This is a genomic window from Bacteroidota bacterium (assembly GCA_030706745.1).
Taxonomy (GTDB): domain Bacteria; phylum Bacteroidota; class Ignavibacteria; order Palsa-1295; family Palsa-1295; genus PALSA-1295.
In genome coordinates this window covers 382775-401802 of the sequence record JAUZNX010000002.1, presented here as the reverse complement: position 1 = coordinate 401802, position 19028 = coordinate 382775, and the positions used below count along the sequence as shown (strand labels likewise).

The window sequence follows — 19028 nt, the reverse complement described above, 5'->3', positions numbered from 1 at the left end:
TGGTCCAGACCGCTATAACCTCAGACCCACGTTCGCCTGGAGGGTGATAATTCGCCAATCGCCGACATCGCCACCGGAGCACTGGTTAATGTAATTTGTGATTACCGGTGTGAGTGGATACCCTGCTCGTGCTTCGAGTACAAGGTCATGCTTGCCAATCTTTCCGAGTTTCACTCCCACGCCGAGGCGGAGATCAACGCGAAGCCGGTGAGCAAATGGGCTGTTGTTCCAGAGCGTCTGCAGTTCGTAGTGATCGCTCTTGCTATACGTCTCCATCAGGAGCGGCATTCCGATGCTCGCGCCGAGTAAAAAATAGCCACGACGATCGGATTTGCCCTGCAATTTTAGAAACGGCTCGAATAGCAGATAGGTGAAATAATGGTAGGCTGTCGCCGATTCGAGCAGGTCTCCCTGAATCGTATCGGGTAGTACCCCGCTAATTAGTGTCGCGAGCGCTGGGTTGACACAGCTTCCGTTTTGCCCGACGGCGTACATATCCTGGAACGCAAAGTCGAACAAAAATCCAGCGGGCTGTCCCTCTTTCGTCAAATCGAAGCTCATACCAAGCCCAAATCCGGGCCCAGTGGCATTGGCGGGAAATGCTTTGCCACTCATGAGATTGAGACTGCCGGTGACATACGGCATAACGATCATTGTATCCACTAACGTGGACACTTCCGGCAAGGGCTTACGGACACTTCCTTCCGGCTGCGCGGAAAGAATCTGCACCGAGCCAAGGCTCGAACATAGGAGTGCCAGACCAAACAGAAAGTATTTCAATCCGAGCACTCCTTGACGAATGATCCCCTTAATGCTACCAGGCGTAGCCACCGCTGAGTCCGATCACAGCCTGCGTGCCGGTGGTATAGGCCGGCACTGCAGGACCTGAGGACTGGCCACCTTGCGGTCCAAAGCCAATCGCGAGCTCAATCAGCGGCTCGATCGAAAACTCATCAAAGATCCACTTGTAGGCAATGTCGCCGCCAATCCAGACCGAGATGCCTGAACGACCGAGCTCACTGCCGTGGAAAAAGAAAACATTCGCTGCAGGGGCGACTGAAAGACCCGTCAGAGCGCGGCTATCAGCAATGTAAATGCGATAGGCACCTCCGACACCAAATGCACTCCATTCGTCACTGACCGGGCCAGAACTCGCTGCCCGGCTTGGCCAGTAGTAGGCGCGCACGGCCCAACTATAAATCGGTCCGACCTTCCATTCGTACTGGAACATCAGCGGCTGGTTAATCGCCATTCCGAGCGGATCGACGGAGATTACCTGCGTCTTCGGACTCGGGCGCGCTTGCGAGTGCGCAAGCGAACCGAAACCAAACGCGGAAACGGACAGGACAACAAAACAGACAATTCCCTTGAAAATTCTCATGCTTAAAACCGGACGATTGAGATGTATTATGCGATAATAACACGGGACGGTATGACGACTCACACCTTCCTCGAACTTCAAATATACGAACAAACGATGCGATTGCCTCAGAAACTTGGAACATCAGCAAAATTCTGCGATAAGGGTAAATCCAGAAAATTGCTCAACCATCTCTCTCAATCCAGAGCCGGGCTTCTCATTTACCACCACGAGTACCCGAACGGCAATGCTACGATCGGCATAATCCGTTTGCCGACACGATTGGTAATGAGGTAAGCATCCATCAGGAATTTGGGTTCGATAAAATAGTGACCTTTACCACCGCCGAAAATGTACTTATAACCGATCTCAGCCGTCAGCCGGACAGAGATCGTTTTGTTGATCAGTCCTAGCCCCGCGCCGACACCGGCATACTGCCCCAGCATTGCGGCGTTATCGATCAGATAGATGCGCTCGACCGCTCCGATAGAAACTCCAGACTCCGGATACCATCCTTCGACTTTCTTGTCCTCGAGCTTCGTCTGATAGACGAATTCGTATGTGCGGGTGAAATTGGGATCAAGGCGCTGCTCGTAATGCGCGCCGAGGCGCCCGAGAATTACACCAAGCGGATCGATCTCAATCGCACTCCTCTGTAAATACCGGTAAAAATCATACTTGCCGGCGGTCTGGGCATGAACTGAAATGGAGGACAGCAAAAGAGTGACTATAGAAACGAGGACAACATATTTCGAGCGGTCCCAAGGCACCGCTGCGCGGCACCTATGGCTGTATTCCGGTGAATGGCCCAGGGTTAAGCGAAGCGGAACTCTGGGAGAAGCGAATACGGCGAGATCAGCTCTCTTGAAGCGCATATTCCTTCAGCAGTTGCCGCGCAATTACGATATGCTGAATCTCGCTAGTACCCTCATAAATCTCAGTGATTTTTGCATCACGCAGAGAGCGCTCAACAACATACTCACGCACGTAGCCGTAGCCACCGTGGACCTGAATAGCCTGTGACGCAACTTCCATCGCGATGGAAGAAGCGTAGAGCTTCGCCATTGCCGCCTCTTTGATGTAGTTCTCGCCCATATCCTTTATTCGGGCAGCACGTAACGCAAGCAAGCGAGCAGCCTCAACCTTGAGTTGCATATCGGCCAGTTTGAACTGGATGGCCTGCAACTGATTGATTGGCTTACCAAAAGCATGACGCTCGAAGCTATACTTCACGGCGCGCTCGAATGCCCCACTCGCGATTCCGAGCGCCTGCGAAGCAATTCCGATGCGACCGCCGTTCAGCGTTTCCATTGCAATCTTGAAACCTTGTCCCGGCTCGCCGATGATACGATCCGGTGTTACACGAACATCCGTGAAACCGAGCGAACAGGTGTCGCTCGAACGAATACCAAGTTTGTCCTCTTTGTGGCCAACTTCGAATCCTGGCATATCCTGGTCCAGGATAAAACCCGTAATGCCACGATGTCCCTTCGATGGGTCAGTCTGCGCGAAGACGATATAATGGAAGGCCCGCGTGCCATTCGTGATCCAGTTTTTCGCACCGTTGATGAGATAGCTGCCATCGGGTTGGAGTGTGCCCGTCGTGGCCTGCTGTGTCGCGTCTGAGCCAACACCGGGCTCGCTGAGGCAATAGGCGCCAAGCTTTTGACCCGTCGCGAGCGGACGAAGAAATCGCTCTTTCTGCTCGTCGGTCCCAAACGTTTCGATGACCCAGCATACCAGCGAATTGTTCACCGACATAATCACAGCTACTGACGCATCGACTTTCGCGATTTCTTCCATTGCGATAACGTAGCTAACGCAATCGAGTCCGGCTCCGCCCCACTCGGCAGGAGTCATCATGCCCATGAACCCGAGTTCGCCAAGTTTCTGAACGATCTCCTCAGGGAATTCACCGGTCTTGTCCCGCTCGATTGCGGTCGGCGCGATCTCTTGTTCTGCAAAATCGCGAGCGGCTTGCTGGATGGCGAGGTGGTCTTCGGAAAGTTGGAAATTCATGTCAGAACCGGGATTACGCGAAATGAAGGGGATTGCGCGGATGAATTATCAGATTTCTTCTTTGTGCTGTCGAGAACATGGTTCATAACCGCATTGGAGTCTGGCGCCTAACTATCTCAGAACCGTGCAGGTTTCACGCGCTGAGATAAATTTCGGCCCCATGCACCAAATTTATCCGCATCATCCAGCTAATTGAGGTTCAAGCGTTGTCGATTTGTGCGCGCTGAAGCTTCCCGCTGTAGTCGATGTATACCGACTTCCACTCCGTATAAAAATCAAAGACCGCCCAGCCGCCTTCGCGATGACCGTTGCCCGTGGCCTTTACACCGCCGAAGGGCATGTGAGCTTCGGCACCGATCGTGGCAGAATTGATATAGGTGATGCCTGCTTCCAGATCGCGTGCAGCGACCATCGCTTTATTGACATCGCGTGTGTATATGCTCGAGGAGAGACCGTAGATCACCGAGTTGTTGATCTCAATGGCTTCTTCCATCGACGAGCATCTCAGGACAGACAGGACGGGTCCAAAAATTTCTTCGGTTGCGATACGCATCTCCGGCGAAACTCCAGTAAATATCGTCGGCTGAAAAAACCAGCCCTTTGCGAGCGAGCCGGCCGATGCACTTTCGCCGCCAAGCACACACGTGGCGCCTTCATCTTTACCGATTTTCACATATCGCTCGATATTCTTTCGCTGATTCTCATTGATGACGGGACCGACATCAGTTGTGGGTACAAGACCATCGCCAAGTTGAAGCCTGGCAGCCTGAGCGACGAGCTTCTGCACAAACTCATCGTGGATCTTCTCATGAAGAATAAGCCGCGAGGTCGCGGTGCACCGCTGGCCAGTGGTGCCGAATGCGCCCCACAGTGCGCCCTCGAGCGCAAGATCAAGGTCGGCATCATCCATCACAATCTCGGCATTCTTACCTCCCATTTCGAGGCACAAATGCTTCGTCTGCTTACCACACTCCTGAGCGACAATTCTTCCCGTCGATGTCGAACCCGTAAAACTCACGGCGCGGATAAGCGGGTGCGCCACGATCGCCGCACCAACAACTTCGCCAGCACCATGAACGAGATTGATACACCCTTCGGGCACTCCAGCTTCAAGAAGGATCTCGACGAGCACCGTGGCAGTCCATGGTGTATCTTCGGCCGGTTTGAAGACGAATGAATTACCAGCAACCAGGCCCGGAAACAGATTCCAAGTTGGGATCGCCATCGGGAAATTCCAAGGCGTGATGAGTCCACAAACACCGATTGGTACCCGAAACGAGAGATTCAGCTTGTTTCGCAGCTCGCTGGGAGTATTAATGCCGAACAGACGGCGTCCTTCGGTGGCACAGTAATATGCGGTATCGATTCCCTCCTGCACATCGCCGCGTGTTTCGAGAAGCGGTTTACCCATTTCGCGGGTCATGATTGTAGCAATCTCTTCCTTACGAGCGACCATGATATCACCAACGCGACGCATGATATTGCCTCGTTCCGGCGCAGGTACCAAGCGCCAGACACGAAATGCAGCTTCCGCGGCTGTCGCAGCCCGATCGACGTCCTCCTTTGTCGAAAGCGGAAATGAGCCCAATATCTCATCCCACTTAGCGGGATTGCGATTTTCGAATGTACGGCCATCGGAGGAATCGGACCAGCGGCCGGCGATGTGGTTTTGAAATTTCTGTGTCATAGGCAGCATGAACAACTAAGGGAGATAATTCATTGAAGCTGTTGTTAGCTCAACCAACATGAAAGCACTCGCAAGGTCCATCACCCTTTTCATTATCCTGCTCGCTCCAGCGCTAGCTATGGCACAGCACGGCGGTATTGGTGTTAAGCCCCGAACCGATCTTGTCATGCTGCCAGCAGCGGAGCGCGATTCCATTACGGACGAGGTCTTCGCCCGAATCATGGATTTGAAACGCTACGCCGAATCCGGTAAGAGCGATAGCGCCGCGCTCATCATCGGCTACTTCGGTCAGAAGACCGACACCATGCATTGGACACGGACGATCAATTTGCAGAATCTGGAAGAGAAGGCCCGCGTCGATATGATACTCGATAAGGTCAACAAGCTTTTTCACGCTACGCCCGAATCACACCGGAAGTACTTCGCCATCTTTAAAGAAAAGTCGAGTCCGGGCGGAAGAAAATATCTTTATCAGATCGAGCAGTCCGATGGCAAGCACACCCGGATGGTGAGCTGGAATTTCTACGGAATCGGCGACAAATTGGTATTTGGCGATTTTAATTGATTAAAACACGATATGTCCGTTAGCCTCGAATACGTCCGCGAACTTTACAAGCTTCCATTTCTGCAACTCGTCGCCCAGGCGAGCGCCGTGCATCGCGCGCATCATAATTACGATGACATTCAGCTATGCACACTGCTATCGATCAAGACCGGCGGCTGCCCGGAGGACTGCGCATACTGTCCGCAGGCGGCGCGCTACCATACCGGAGTCGAAGTGCAGAAGCTAATGGATGTCGAACGAGTACTTTGCGCGGCTCGTGAAGCGAAGGAGAACGGCTCGACCCGCTTTTGCATGGGTGCGGCCTGGCGCGAAGTTCGCGACAACAGCGATTTCGATCGCGTCCTCGATATGGTCCGTGGCGTGCGCGAGATGGGCATGGAGGTCTGCACCACGCTCGGAATGGTCACGGCATCGCAAGCGGAGAGACTTAAGGAAGCGGGACTCACCGCTTACAATCATAATCTCGACACTTCAGATAGTTTTTATGGTCAGATCATCCATACGCGTGAGTATGCCGACCGTTTGAACACACTTCAGAACGTGCAGCATGCAGGCATCTCCGTTTGCTGCGGTGGAATCCTCGGGATGGGCGAGACCGATGATGACCGCATTGCATTCCTTCACACCCTCGCGAATCTCGATCCCTATCCGGAAAGCGTGCCGATCAATGCGCTCGTACCGGTCGAAGGCACACCGCTGGCAGATCAGCCGCCGGTCACGTCATTCGAATTCGTCCGCACGATTGCATGCGCGCGCATACTGATGCCGAAGGCTCGCGTGCGACTCAGCGCCGGACGACTTTCACTCTCCGAAGAAGCACAGACACTTGCATTCCTCGCGGGAGCGAATTCTATTTTCACTGGTGAGAAGCTTCTCACAACTGGTAATCCCGGCTTCGATCAGGACCACTCGCTGCTCGCAAAACTTGGTGTGAGCGCTCGGAAGCCCTACGCCTCCGAGTTCTCGATCACGGCATAGTGGCAGTGTCGCTCGAAGACCGTCTTGCGCGCGAGTTGGAGCGACTTCGGGAACAGTCGCGACTTCGATCGCTCTCATCTCCTCGTGGAATAGATTTTACTTCGAATGATTATCTTGGACTCGCCCGTAATGGCGAGCTTCGGGCGCTCGTTATTGAGTATCTGAAGGATGGTGCCCCGCTTTCATCCAGCGGTTCGCGACTGTTGCGCGGCAATCATCCGGCACATGAAGCACTCGAAACACAGTGTGCAACGTTCTTCGGCACAGAGGCGGCCCTCTATTTCAACTCCGGATACGACGCGAATCTTGCGTTACTCACGACACTTCCGACACGGCATGATACGATTATGCTCGATAGCCTTGTGCATGCGAGCATCAAGGAAGGCGCGCATGCAAGCCTCGCCGCAAAGCGAGTATTCGACCACAACTCACTCGACTCGCTTCGCAGTATTCGCATTGAAGCGGCTGGTAATGTGTATGTTGTGATCGAAAGTATCTACTCGATGGATGGTGACGAAGCCCCGCTCAGAGAAATTGCGGACTTTTGCAGCGAGCGCGAATACATTCTGATTGTAGATGAAGCACATGCAACCGGAGTCTTTGGTCGCCATGGCCGTGGGCTGATCGACGAACTCGGAATTCGATCGGGTGTTGCCATTAGTATGCACACGATGGGAAAAGCGCTGGCAGCGGCAGGGGCGATCGTGGCTTGCTCTCAAACGGTGAAGGATTATCTGGTGAACAAGGCACGGCCACTTATCTACACCACTGCACTGCCACCCGCAGTTGCCTTCCAAGCCATGACTTCGGTAGACTTGATGGACCATATGGACCATGAGAGGCGTCGGCTATTTCAAAACATCTCCATCGTGCGAGACGGACTAACATCACTTAGGCGGTGGTATGTCGTCGAGGGACGATCACCAATTATCGCTGTGGTGATCGGCGCCGAACACGAAGCGCTCCGCGCTGCGGAGCATATACGATCCGCCGGTCTCGATATTCGTGCAATTCGTCCGCCGACCGTCCCGGAGAATTCCTCGCGGTTACGGATTGCCATTCACGCCGATCATTCACAGACAGAACTTGACCGGCTGGTGAACACACTTTATGAAGCGGAGGCAACATGCGCGGAGTAATCATCGCCGGGACCGATACGAACGTGGGCAAGACGGTACTCTCCGCTTTGCTGATGAGTGCGATGCCTGATGCCGTATATTGGAAGCCCGTTCAGTCTGGATTGGACGAGGAAACCGATAGCGAAGTCATTGCAAGACTCTCGGAGTCTGCCCCTGGCCGGATCCTGCCGGAAGCCTATCGTCTGAAGCAACCACTCTCGCCGCATCTCTCCGCACGCCTCGACGGCATCCAGATCGAATCAATTCGGTTGGCATTACCCGAAACGGAACAATTTATCATTGTTGAAACGGCGGGGGGCGTGCTTGTGCCACTTCGCAAGGATTTACTTCAAATTGACTTGATGCGACACTGGAAGCTTCCGGTGTTGTTGGCTTCGCGCTCGACACTCGGTACGATCAATCATAGTCTTTTAACGCTGGATGCGCTTCGAGCCCGCGACATCCCTGTGGCCGGCGTTGTTATGATTGGGCCACCAAACGTCGAAAACGAGCTGGCTGTCGAGCAAATTGGCAATGCATGCATTCTTGGGCGGATACCCCACCTCGCAGTGATCAATCGCTTGAGTTTGCTCGATGTGTATCAACGCGAATGCGAATCGCTTCGCGATATGTTCATCATTCAACATTCCTAATTCCTCATTGTCCAAAGACTGGCTCGACTGGGACGCAGAGTACATCTGGCATCCATACACGCAGATGCAACTCCTGCCGCGCGCTATCGGCGTTGCACACGCGGAAGGCTCATACATTTACCTTGAGGATGGCCGTAAGGTCTTCGACGGGATTTCCTCCTGGTGGGTGACGCTACATGGTCACGCGCATCCGAAAATCGCGCGGGCAATTGCTGAGCAAGCGGCACGGCTTGAGCAGGTGATCTTTGCAGGGTTCACCCATGAACCGGCGGCAATACTCGCGAAGAAACTTGTCGATCGAGCCCCGAACGGCCTAAAGAGAATATTTTTCAGCGATGATGGCTCAACGGCCGTTGAAGTGGCGCTAAAGATGGCAATCCAATATTGGAAGCACCAAAAGGAAGATCGCCGGACGTTTCTGGCACTCGAGCACGCCTACCACGGAGATACATTCGGAGCGATGTCGATCAGTGCTCGCAGCAGCTTCACCGCCGCGTTCGATCCGCTGCTCTTTCAAGTCCGCAGGCTACCGTTTCCGGGTGCGGGCCAAGAAAATGACTTTCTTGACACGCTCGAATCCGAATGCGCAAAGTCCGACATAGCTGGCTTTATTTACGAGCCGCTCTTACTCGGCGCCGGTGGGATGAAGACGTGGCGCCCAGCGATTATGCAGCAGGCGATCGAGATTGCTCGCAAGCATGGCATCCTCACAATTGCGGATGAAGTTCTGACGGGCTTTGGCCGAACGGGGACGTTCTGGGCATCCGATCAGGCAAGCGAGAAGCCCGACATCATGACGGTATCCAAAGGCATTACTGGAGGTTTCTTGCCACTCGGCGCGACACTCGCGACGCAGCAAATCTATGATGCCTTCCTGAGCGATGACCGCGCGAAGACATTTTTTCATGGCCACAGCTATACCGGTAATCCGATTGCGTGCGCAGTGGCGGTCGCATCGTTGGAAATCTTTGACACGGAGTCTGTCATGGAGCGCGTCGCGACAATCGCACGAGTTCACGCCGAACGACTTCCAGCCCTCGCCGATTCACTCGGCTATGTTCATCGGCAACTCGGTACAATGGCGGCGCTCGAACCAGAGTCCGCTGAAGGTTATTTAAGCGACCGTAGCCGCACGCTTGCCGCTCGCGCACTGGAACGTGGGCTGCTGGTTCGTCCGCTGGGCGATACGGTCTACCTGTTGCCACCGTATTCAACCACGGAAGAGGATCTTCATCGGGCCTATGATATCTTAGCAGAATGCTTTTAGGAATCGGTCTTTCGGTGATCGCCGCGCTCGCGCAAGTGAGCGGTGGTTTGCTCGTGCTCGGGAATTCCCACTGGCCGCGCGCGTGGGAGCGGACTCTACTCGCACTCGGCGCCGGGTTCCTGCTGGCACTCGTCTTCCTCGAGCTTATCCCCCAAAGTATTTTGCTCACGCAGGGCAGCGAGTTCGCGTTACTCTCAATGTTGGTTGGCTTTAGCGCACTGCATTTTTTCGAGCATATTCTGGCTGGACACATGCACTTCGGAGAAGAGACACACCACGAAGAAGTGCTTGCTCGCTCCTCAATTATGGGCGCGGTTGGGGGGCTTGCGGTCCATGCGTTTTTCGATGGCATGGCGATTTGTGCGGCCACGCAGGCGAAGTCTTCGATCGGGATTCTTGTCTTCGTTGCAGTGCTCCTGCACAAGGTACCAGAAGGCTTGACGGTAGCCAGCGTGATGAAGGCCGGCGACCATACCCACCGCGCGATGTGGCGGGCAAATATTGTCTTGCCTTCCGCGACCCTTGCTGGCGCGTTGCTGGTATTATTCTTTGTCACAATCAATGCATCCCTAATTGGATTCTTGTTCGCATTTAGCGCAGGTGCCTCAGTCTATGTCGGCGCATGTGATCTCATTCCGGAAATCAATAAATCGCGGGGACGGAGCGCGCCCCTGGTTGTGTTTCTCGGAATGCTCCTCTTTTGGATCGGAGCGCATTTCCTCAATTCGCTGGCAGGACTATGATCGGTCGAAGCACTACTATTAATTGCGTTGCATGCATCGCACTTTCGCTCGCTGGATGTCAGCGGAATCCCGAGCCGCTGCCGATTTCCTTTGATACGGCCAAGATCGGCCCGGACACAACTGGCCTCCGGCGAACTGACTCGATGAAGGCCGCAAGCGATACGGCCAAGCCGGCATTGCCACCTATGGCGAAAGCGATCGAGCCTGGCCGACTGAGTCAGTATTTACCGAAAATGAACGGCTGGACGTTACAAGGTGAATTGGAGCATGAACTTCAGATTCGAGATAACTTCAATCGCTCCCGAGTCGCGCAGACCTATGCGCTCGGTGCGAAGAAAGTCCGGGTGGAAATCAACGATTTCGCCTATATCCCTTATCTCTACGAGCCATGGCAGAAGTTCAAAGGCAATTACCTTGATGACGATAATGTCGCAAGGACCGAGACGACCACCATCGCCGGATTCCCGGCAGTTCAAACGATGGAGAAGCACGACCCGCGCGCATCAGTTACGCTCTTTCCCGGAAATCGATACGTAGTATCGATCACTGTTGATGGCGCTGAGGATATCAATGACGCGCGTCGGATTGCCGAATCGATGGATTTGAAAGGATTGGAGTCACTCCAGTAATTGTGATTGTCCTTTCGATTCTTGCCTCCATTCTTGTCACGCTGTTCACGGTGGTCTGCTCCACTGTGTCCGTGTTTGCCTCGTTGATCGACCGAAGCGGCAGGACATATTTGGTCATCGCTCGGCTGTGGTCCAAAGGAATCCTCCTGCTATTTGGTGTGCGGTTGCGAGTGCGTGGAGCGGAGAATATTGAGGCGGGACATCATTATGTTTATGTCTCGAATCATACGAGCTTCATGGACATTCCGGCCTTGTTAGCGGCAATTAACAACAACATCCGACTGACCTATCGGAGTACGCTTACACGGACGCCGATCTGGGGTTGGGCACTGAGAATGGGCCCGTTCCTTATGATCGACCGCTCGAACGCCGCGCAGGCGCAGCGAACGCTTACGAAGGCAATGGAGACGATCAAGAGCGGCGCTTCCATCCAACTCTTCCCGGAAGGCACCCGAAGCTATGATGGCAAGATGCATCCGTTCAAGCGGGGTGCATTCTCTCTCGCCTATGCAGCCCATACAGCGATCATCCCCGTTGCGCTGATTGGCACACATGAGTCGTTGCCACGCAATCAAATCATGCCAAACTGGGGGAAGCCGATGGAAGTGCGAATCGGCAAGCCAATCTTCCCGCGCGAAGTCCCACCCACTGAAACGCGAGCCGAGGAAATGCGGCTGATGCGCGAATCGGAAGAGGCCGTTCGAAAATTGTTAGCGAACGAGTTGTAACTTTGGCTTTGCGCGTGGGTTATCTCAATGCCCGCGCTTGGGGATTGGGCGATAGTTGATGATTCCCTGAAACTTCCGTCGCTGCTCCAGTCATATTGAGGTGTACCACATCAATCGAAACCCATGAAAGCATCAATCATCGCACTTCTTCTCGTCGTCGGAATTGGCGGATGCAAAAGCAGCGTCGCAGTCAATACCGACGAGCTTGGCACACTGCGCGGCAAAGTCGTAGCGCTCGGTGTCAACTGTGACTCTATTTCTGATCGATCCGGTGTAACCGTGCTGATCGAGGGTACAAACTTCTCCGCATCCACGGATGTGACCGGTCAATGGGTCATCGAGCATGTCCCGGCCGGCGTTTACAATGTGATCGTCACCAAACCCTCGTTCGATACGGATCTTACGGCAGAATATCAGATCATTGGCGCCGGAACACAATTCCTTGAGCATGCAATGATCCAGGCAATACCATTGGACTCGATCCCAATTGTATCCTTATCCGCTGTGAAAAGGACGTACGATAGTGTTGGAGGCAAATTCTATATCACGGTCACTTTGACAATGATGGGCCGCGATTCGATTGTCAGCGGAATGACACATCTTCAAAATCTCAAAGACTCCCTTATTATCAATGGCATAGTGCAACGGCCCGTCTTTTCAATCCTGAGGAATGGTACGTACACGTATGTTGATTCATCAGAGAGTTTTTGGGAGGGTATGGGACCACACTCCGGAGACACAGTGCGCATCACATCGATTGCACAAGGCGGAATCCCTCCGAACCCATGTGGCCAGTACTCGCCCTATCGAAGCACGCGGACAATCGTTTTGCCATAGCTTCAGTGATGCATGACTGACGACCGCCAGCGCCGATTTCTGGAGCTTTTGGAGCCGGTCTACGACCGGCTCTCGCGCTATGCGCTGGCCGTCACACGAGATGAGATGGACGGCGAGGACCTTGTGAGCGCCACGGTACTGGCAGCATTCGAAAAATTCGATCACGAAACACAGCACGAGAATTTCCTCCACTATCTTATCAGAATCGCTTCACGACTCCACAAGCGCCGCCGATACCGCGAGCGTAGGCGCGTGCCATACGACGAGGCGCTTGCCAGGATGCAACACTCGACTGGAACATCACCCGATACCACCGCCGAAATCCGAATCGTCATGGACGCATTGCAAACATTGCCCGGGAAGATGCGGGAAACGGTCGTACTCTTCGAAGTCAGCGATCTTTCACTCGAAGAGATTCGCCGCATTCAGGGAGGGACACTGAGCGGGGTGAAGACGCGCCTGAAACGGGGCCGCGAGAGACTTGCGACCGTGCTCGGCGTCACACTGCCAGAGGCAAAGGGCCTGTCGATCTCTGAACCGGCACCCGGCCAATCAATCGAGCCGCCGATCAATCATATTTTCCTTGCGCAGGAGAGCTATGTCTAAAAGAACTTATTCCGATTACTTGGATGCGCTTGGTTCACGAGAGGTGAAGCCGCCCTTCTCGCGCATGGCGGGTCTTGTGTCGAACGCCACGCCACGTGCTCGCTGGCGTGTTCCATTCGCATGGATCGGCGTCACCTTCCTCGCCGGGGCGATTGTGGCAGGGCTGTCAATGAGACCATCAGAGCCGCGATTGGTGAAGAACCCGATCAATTCCACATCAATAACTGCCGCTCCATCGTCGAACGCGCAACCGATGCCTAAACCTATCAACAAGCATGTCACACGGCTAACAACACCATTGGAGCAGCCGCTTAGATACACTCAGGATTCCAATGACCCGTTTACAATTCGGGATAGCGCGCAAATTCGGGATAGCGCGCAGTTGGTACCACCGCTTTACACATGCCGCACACATGAACTGACTCCCCAGGGTATCACAGTTCGACTGGATACCCATCCCGCTGCACCAATCACTTTGCCCGATAGTGGACCAGAGCAACTACACAGCTTCTCCGCTATTCTCGGCGCTGCAATGTCACAGCAATTCGGTTCGAATGTGCTTCTCCACCAATTTTCATTTACCGATGCATTTGCGGGTGTCGGGTATAGTATTTCGGATCACGTATCGTTGCAGTTGCTTTGCGGTGAAGAGACATTCGCATTCTCTTCCATTGCCCAGACGATTTCCTATCACGACACGATCTTCGCGCATGAAGGTCTGCAGTATCACAACGTGATCGGCGAAGTGAATACGAGCCCAATCGCCTCCAGCCAACGCGTTTATTGGCTTGGCGGGAGTCTGCAATTTAGTTTTGGCGAAGAAGTGCGGCCCATCGCTGAGATCACGGCGGCGGCATCGACCTATGGGCTGCTCACACGGCAGTCTGCAGGAGTGGCGATTGCGATTACAGGTAAACTCGATCTTGAGACGGTTGCACAAGTGAGCGAACTGTTGCCTCAGAGTCGCGGGTGGCTTACTAAGGCAGGTTTGTCCGCCTCTCTCTCGTACCGTTTTTGAAAGTCACCGGAGTATACTCCCGGTGACTAAACAATCCTTTATAGCGCCGCCATCTTGAGTGTCAGGTCGATCACGCGGCAGGAGTAGCCCCACTCGTTATCGTACCAGCCAAAGACCTTAACGGTCTTGCCCATCGCCATTGTCATGAGCGAATCGAAGATGCACGAGTGCGGATCGTGGACGATGTCCGCGGTGACGATCGGGTCCTCTGTATAGTAGAGAATATTCTTCATCGGTCCGTTGGCAGCAGCTTTGTATGCGGCGTTGACTTCTTCGACGGTGACCTCGCGCTTGAGCTGCGCAACGAAATCGGTGATCGAGCCGGTAGAGGTTGGGACGCGAAGCGAAGTGCCATCGATCTTGCCTTTCAAGTCTGGGATGATCGAGCCAATCGCTCGCGCGGCACCGGTGGATGTCGGAATAATGTTCATTGCCGCAGCACGCGCACGACGTAAGTCTTTGTGCGGATAGTCGAGTAATTGCTGATCGTTCGTGTATGAGTGAACGGTCGTCATGAATCCCTGCTCGATGCCAAAGGCATCATGCAACACTTTGACCATGGGTGCAAGGCAGTTCGTGGTGCAGGAGGCGTTCGAAACCATCTTGTCCTTCGCAGTCAGAACATTATCGTTCACACCGAGCACGACCATCTGATCGAGCTTCTCTCCTTTCGATGGCACCGTGAGAATCACTTTCTTCGCACCGGCATCGATGTGCTTTTGGACAGCGGGACGATCAGCAAATTTTCCGGTCGATTCGATCACGATGTCCGCCCCAAGACGCGCCCATGGCAAATTTGCCGGGTCTTTTTCCGCAAAGATTTCCAAACGATCGCCGTTCACGATGAGCGCGTTGCCATCGACTTTGATCTCACCAGAAAACTTGCCGTGGATGGAATCGTACTTAAGAAGGTGTGCCAACGTTTTCGCGTCGGTAAGATCGTTAACCCCGACGAAGTCAAAGCCACCGACTTCCACTGCGCGCCGAAACACGAGCCGCCCGATTCGTCCGAAACCGTTGATACCTAATTTAATTGCCATGTTGCCGTAAGGAGGATGAAGGATGAAAAAAGTCAGCTGTCATTACGAGCGAACCGAAGCAGTCGCAATGACGACGAATGACACCGCTTCTACGAAGCGGTGTCACACAGGATTCATACAAAAATACGGCAGAAACCTTGGGACACGCCCAGCTCGCCTCTTCTAGATCAGCGGAGCAGTTCTATGTGCTGGCTTGCCTGGCCGCCCGGTGTTTTCAAATGCACGAAGTAGGAGCCATTGGGCAGACTGCTGAGATCGAGCGTGCCGGACGCGCTGAGACGTCCGCGATAGACGCTGCGGCCAAGCGCATCGGTAACATCGACGCTCGCAGTCCCAACCGCATCACTCGTGATCCGGAGGATCCCTTGTGTCGGATTCGGATATATCCGAATGCCAAGCAGCGGCAATGGAGCGGCCACTGAAGTACTTACGATGCCCTCCCCTATAATAGACACTGTCGTGTCATGGCTCTCGCCGACGTAATCCGAAATGGAAAGCATAAACGACGTGGTGTCGAAGCCAGCCTTCGACGGAATGAATTGAACCACAGCTTGAATCGAATCTCCCGGCTGCAATAAGAACGGCGGTGGAACTGGCGGCTGGACCGTTAGGATCGTAAAGTCAGGGTTGGTGCCATTTGTGTTCGAGACATCCACGCTGAGTCTGCCGGTGCCGGTGTTGCCGAAACTGAACAGCATCGTGTCCGGCTGGCCAAGTGCTACCCGGCCAAATCTGAACGGACTCGTGCTGACATGAAACACGCCAGATGATCCAAAACCCATCAGCGGTACTTTGATAGCGGGATTGGTCGCATCGTCACTCTTAATTGTCAGTGTATCGACGATTTGACCCGAAATTGTTGGACTAAATCGGATCATCACAATGGCGCTGGCATTCGGCGCAATCGAAGTGGGCGGAGTCGATGTCATCGCAAATGCAAGGCCCGACTTAACTTTTATCAGATTCATGTTGACCGTCGCCACGCCAGAGTTGTGCAGCACGACCGGAAATGCGTTCGATGTCCCAGCCAGCACCGTGTCATACGCGAAAGCTGGCGCTGTGAGACCAGTGACACTACCTGGTATCGGTATGACCGGCGTCGGGAATTGACCGGAATCAACAGCAATGGGTCCGGTATAAACAACTTCAAAATCGTTGCCGGTAATCGCGCGGAGCTGGCTGATGTCGTTATCGTCCCATCCGGTGTTCGTTTCGCCGGAGATGTACCAGCTCGATCCATTATCAGCGAGGATAATACCGTAGCGTTTGAGCGCGGTAACAATAACTTTGGCATTTCCAGTATCACGAGAGTCATCGTAGGAGGCCTTCAAGCGCAAGCGAAGCCCCATGGGCATGACGCTTGTGGTGTCGGTATTGGAACTCGCGAAGTGCCGGGCTGGAAAAATATATCCACGTGAGGAATGTGGGATTGTAAAACGCAAGGCGTGCTTGATCTCGCCCGCTTTGCATTCATACTGACGAACAAGTCCCGGCCAGATCGGGAGTCCCGCCGCATCACAGGAAGTCCAGCCATCCGGACGGAAATTGTTCGAGTCAAGCGCGAACTTTGCGCTGGTCGTGGCAGTCCAGCCTGTACCAGAGTTGTCTTTGATCCCTTGATACAACTCATACAGATGATGATCGCTGGTATCAACAACGAGCACGTGTGCGTCCCCATTCGGTGGTGGCGGATTCTCGACCGGAGCGTTCGCGGGGATCGGCATCGGCCCGGGATCCTCTTGACCCCAGCCTGAGGTAATCGTAACTTTCACGGGGGGCTGTGAGTTGTTCACAGCAACCCAGGGAATGCCATAGAGAGCATTGCTTCCGAAATCAGGATGCACGTGGATCGTCCCGCCAACGCTTGCAATGAACTGCGCCGAGCGTGGATGAACCGGCAACGTGTCAATCCGCTCGTTCCATGGATTATTCGATGGAAAGATGTGACAGGTGCCAAGCGTCTGGGCGCCAGAAACATTGGCAATGGCAAACAAAATGAGCACAGCGAACATCGGTCTCATAATCAGTATTTGGGATTAGTGTGGATAGATAAGTAACCCCAAACCATCGAGGAAAGTCACAGAATCCGAGCACATCGCGTCCGGGAGGTCAGAACCCGCATGAATGGCGTTCACACGCGGTCTCTCGTTCATTATTAAGGTCCTCTCTTATCGGGTCTCGCACTCCGAAAACCCGGAATCGGAAAGCATAAATGATTTCCTCTAATCGCCAACAATCTTGACGCTTTGTGCTGAGCTGGTGCGCGAAAATTCATGGAATTGAGCTTGGCATACGGTTCGATCTGATTGCGCATTGAGGACATCCACCCGAGCTGACTCTCACGCTCACGCTCTCCAAGCAGAACCGACGGGGACTCTCACCCCCGGCCCTTCCACTTTCAAGACGCCTTCATCGCGAGTTCGGGCTCAGCGGATGGTTCTTCGCCCGCGTAATTCCATGCGGTGCGGACCAATTAAAAACTACGATCATGAAACACCTAGTGAAATGGGGCATGGCTCTGCTCGTCGTGGGTGTTCTCGGGCTGATGGGCTCGAGCGCGCAAGCTCAAAGCAAAGCCGGCCAAATCGCCTTCGGCGTCGATGGCGGAGGCAATAAGTATTATGGCAATTACACCGACAATCAGTTCGCATTCCAGGGCGAAGCCTTTATTCGATGGAATATTATGGATTGGCTCTCCCTGCATGCTGCCTATAATGGCGGGTTGCTGCGCTACAAGGCGACGGCAGCAAGCATCCTCAATAGCGGCGGTGGGGCGATCGGTTCGCTGAACCACACTCGCGTTGGTGGCTGGGAGCTGATGGGCTCATACAATGTATTCCCCGAACAGACGTTCGTTCCGTACGTCATTGCAGGAATCGAGGCGTTGAACTTCGAACCCAAGGACGCAAATGATGCTCCGTTACGGAACAATGCTGCCGGCGTTTATAGCAAGAACGTTATTGGTGGCGCGGGCGGTGTGGGGTTTGAAATGTACCTCGCCCCTAACATTACGTTCAATGGAAAGGGACTCTTGCATCTGACCGGAACCGATTGGCTCGATGATTACTCCGACCCGAACAACAGTCGGCAGGATGTCTTCGTAACAATGGGACTTGGGTTCAGCTACTACATCTTCACTCCGGCAGTAGCACCGACCCCAATGGCTGTCGTCACGCATGACGTCATCGAGAGAACCGTGCTTCACAGCGATACCGTCTATGTCAGGGATCAAATGGATTCGGTGTATTGCATCAACCCAAAGGTCGGCACAATCTTCAACTTTCCGGGTACGTTATTCACCGTGAACACCGATCACTTCAACATGGCGGTGCCGAATAACATCAGCAATCTCCATCAGATCAAGCAACTGGTGAATCAGTGCCCAGAACTCAAAGTTGAGATTCAGGGCTTTGCCAGTCAGGAGGGCCCAGCTGAACATAATCAGACTCTTTCCGAACAGCGTGCTGAACGCCTCCGGATCTGGTTAGTGGAACAGGGAGTCGATCCCAGCAAGATCGTCCGCACTGTCGGCTTCGGCGAAACGAACAGCGCGGTGCCGGAACAACCAAATCTTACGGCGGAACAACTCGAGGCCGCGCGAACGCTCAACCGGCGCATCGCCGTGAAGGTCATCGAACCGTGTTCGGGAGCAGCAGGCGCGCAACCCAGTAGGTAAGGCACTGGGACCAACACGAGGCCTGACTGTCTAACCGAGAGCCATTGGCGGAGATCAAACTCCGCCAATGGTTCATTTACATTTGCCCATAGACCTGGAGGGGC

Annotated in this window: 19 protein-coding genes; 12 read left to right on the top strand and 7 right to left on the bottom strand. The window is 54.0% G+C overall.

Annotated features, from left to right (window positions below):
• Positions 1-12 precede the first annotated feature (12 nt).
• The 5 genes from Q8902_04290 to Q8902_04270 form a co-directional block, all read right to left on the bottom strand.
• Entirely contained in the window at positions 13-831 is an 819-nt protein-coding gene (locus Q8902_04290) for a hypothetical protein (protein MDP4198772.1), read from the bottom strand.
• The gene (locus Q8902_04285) at positions 815-1381 is read right to left on the bottom strand and encodes a hypothetical protein (protein ID MDP4198771.1); all 567 of its coding nucleotides are present in this window, start codon (positions 1379-1381) and stop codon (positions 815-817) included. Before Q8902_04285 ends, Q8902_04290 begins: the two co-directional genes overlap by 17 nt.
• 200 nt (positions 1382-1581) lie before the next feature.
• Positions 1582-2079, bottom strand: a complete 498-nt coding sequence (locus tag Q8902_04280; protein MDP4198770.1) for a hypothetical protein — start codon at positions 2077-2079, stop codon at positions 1582-1584.
• 136 nt (positions 2080-2215) lie between these two features.
• Complete coding sequence (locus Q8902_04275; protein MDP4198769.1) at positions 2216-3379, bottom strand: acyl-CoA dehydrogenase family protein; 1164 nt, start codon at positions 3377-3379, stop codon at positions 2216-2218.
• Positions 3380-3578: 199 nt separating this feature from the next.
• Entirely contained in the window at positions 3579-5066 is a 1488-nt protein-coding gene (locus Q8902_04270; GenBank protein ID MDP4198768.1) for an aldehyde dehydrogenase family protein, read from the bottom strand.
• Between the two features lie 58 nt (positions 5067-5124).
• On the opposite strand from Q8902_04270, the gene Q8902_04265 reads away from it, so the two are divergent.
• The 11 genes from Q8902_04265 to Q8902_04215 all read left to right on the top strand — a co-directional run bounded on the left by Q8902_04265 (position 5125) and on the right by Q8902_04215 (position 14208).
• Positions 5125-5631 (top strand): hypothetical protein, encoded by a 507-nt coding sequence (locus Q8902_04265; protein MDP4198767.1) that lies wholly within the window; start codon positions 5125-5127, stop codon positions 5629-5631.
• A 12-nt stretch (positions 5632-5643) separates the two neighbouring features.
• The gene (gene bioB, locus Q8902_04260) at positions 5644-6609 is read left to right on the top strand and encodes a biotin synthase BioB (GenBank protein ID MDP4198766.1); all 966 of its coding nucleotides are present in this window, start codon (positions 5644-5646) and stop codon (positions 6607-6609) included.
• Entirely contained in the window at positions 6609-7748 is a 1140-nt protein-coding gene (locus Q8902_04255) for an 8-amino-7-oxononanoate synthase (GenBank protein ID MDP4198765.1), read from the top strand. The genes bioB and Q8902_04255 overlap by 1 nt, the downstream gene beginning before the upstream one ends.
• Positions 7736-8380, top strand: a complete 645-nt coding sequence (gene bioD / locus Q8902_04250) for a dethiobiotin synthase (protein ID MDP4198764.1) — start codon at positions 7736-7738, stop codon at positions 8378-8380. The genes Q8902_04255 and bioD overlap by 13 nt, the downstream gene beginning before the upstream one ends.
• A 7-nt stretch (positions 8381-8387) precedes the next feature.
• Positions 8388-9647, top strand: a complete 1260-nt coding sequence (locus tag Q8902_04245; GenBank protein ID MDP4198763.1) for an adenosylmethionine--8-amino-7-oxononanoate transaminase — start codon at positions 8388-8390, stop codon at positions 9645-9647.
• Positions 9638-10390 (top strand): ZIP family metal transporter, encoded by a 753-nt coding sequence (locus Q8902_04240; protein MDP4198762.1) that lies wholly within the window; start codon positions 9638-9640, stop codon positions 10388-10390. The genes Q8902_04245 and Q8902_04240 overlap by 10 nt, the downstream gene beginning before the upstream one ends.
• On the top strand, positions 10387-11019 hold the full coding sequence (locus Q8902_04235; GenBank protein ID MDP4198761.1) for a hypothetical protein: 633 nt from the start codon (positions 10387-10389) through the stop codon (positions 11017-11019). The genes Q8902_04240 and Q8902_04235 overlap by 4 nt, the downstream gene beginning before the upstream one ends.
• Positions 11020-11021: 2 nt before the next feature.
• Positions 11022-11747, top strand: a complete 726-nt coding sequence (locus tag Q8902_04230) for a lysophospholipid acyltransferase family protein (GenBank protein ID MDP4198760.1) — start codon at positions 11022-11024, stop codon at positions 11745-11747.
• Positions 11748-11870: 123 nt separating this feature from the next.
• Positions 11871-12584, top strand: coding sequence for a hypothetical protein (locus Q8902_04225; protein ID MDP4198759.1), 714 nt, complete (start codon positions 11871-11873; stop codon positions 12582-12584).
• 12 nt (positions 12585-12596) lie between these two features.
• Positions 12597-13190: an RNA polymerase sigma factor gene (locus Q8902_04220; GenBank protein MDP4198758.1), complete on the top strand. Its 594-nt coding sequence runs from the start codon at positions 12597-12599 to the stop codon at positions 13188-13190.
• On the top strand, positions 13183-14208 hold the full coding sequence (locus Q8902_04215; GenBank protein ID MDP4198757.1) for a hypothetical protein: 1026 nt from the start codon (positions 13183-13185) through the stop codon (positions 14206-14208). Before Q8902_04220 ends, Q8902_04215 begins: the two co-directional genes overlap by 8 nt.
• 38 nt (positions 14209-14246) lie before the next feature.
• Here the strand turns inward: Q8902_04215 and gap are convergent, their stop codons facing one another.
• Positions 14247-15248, bottom strand: a complete 1002-nt coding sequence (gap, locus tag Q8902_04210) for a type I glyceraldehyde-3-phosphate dehydrogenase (GenBank protein MDP4198756.1) — start codon at positions 15246-15248, stop codon at positions 14247-14249.
• Between the two features lie 167 nt (positions 15249-15415).
• Positions 15416-17269, bottom strand: a complete 1854-nt coding sequence (locus Q8902_04205; GenBank protein ID MDP4198755.1) for a choice-of-anchor D domain-containing protein — start codon at positions 17267-17269, stop codon at positions 15416-15418.
• A gap of 467 nt (positions 17270-17736) precedes the next feature.
• Between Q8902_04205 and Q8902_04200 the strand changes: the two genes are divergently transcribed.
• On the top strand, positions 17737-18924 hold the full coding sequence (locus Q8902_04200; GenBank protein ID MDP4198754.1) for an OmpA family protein: 1188 nt from the start codon (positions 17737-17739) through the stop codon (positions 18922-18924).
• The last annotated feature ends 104 nt before the right edge of the window (positions 18925-19028 follow it).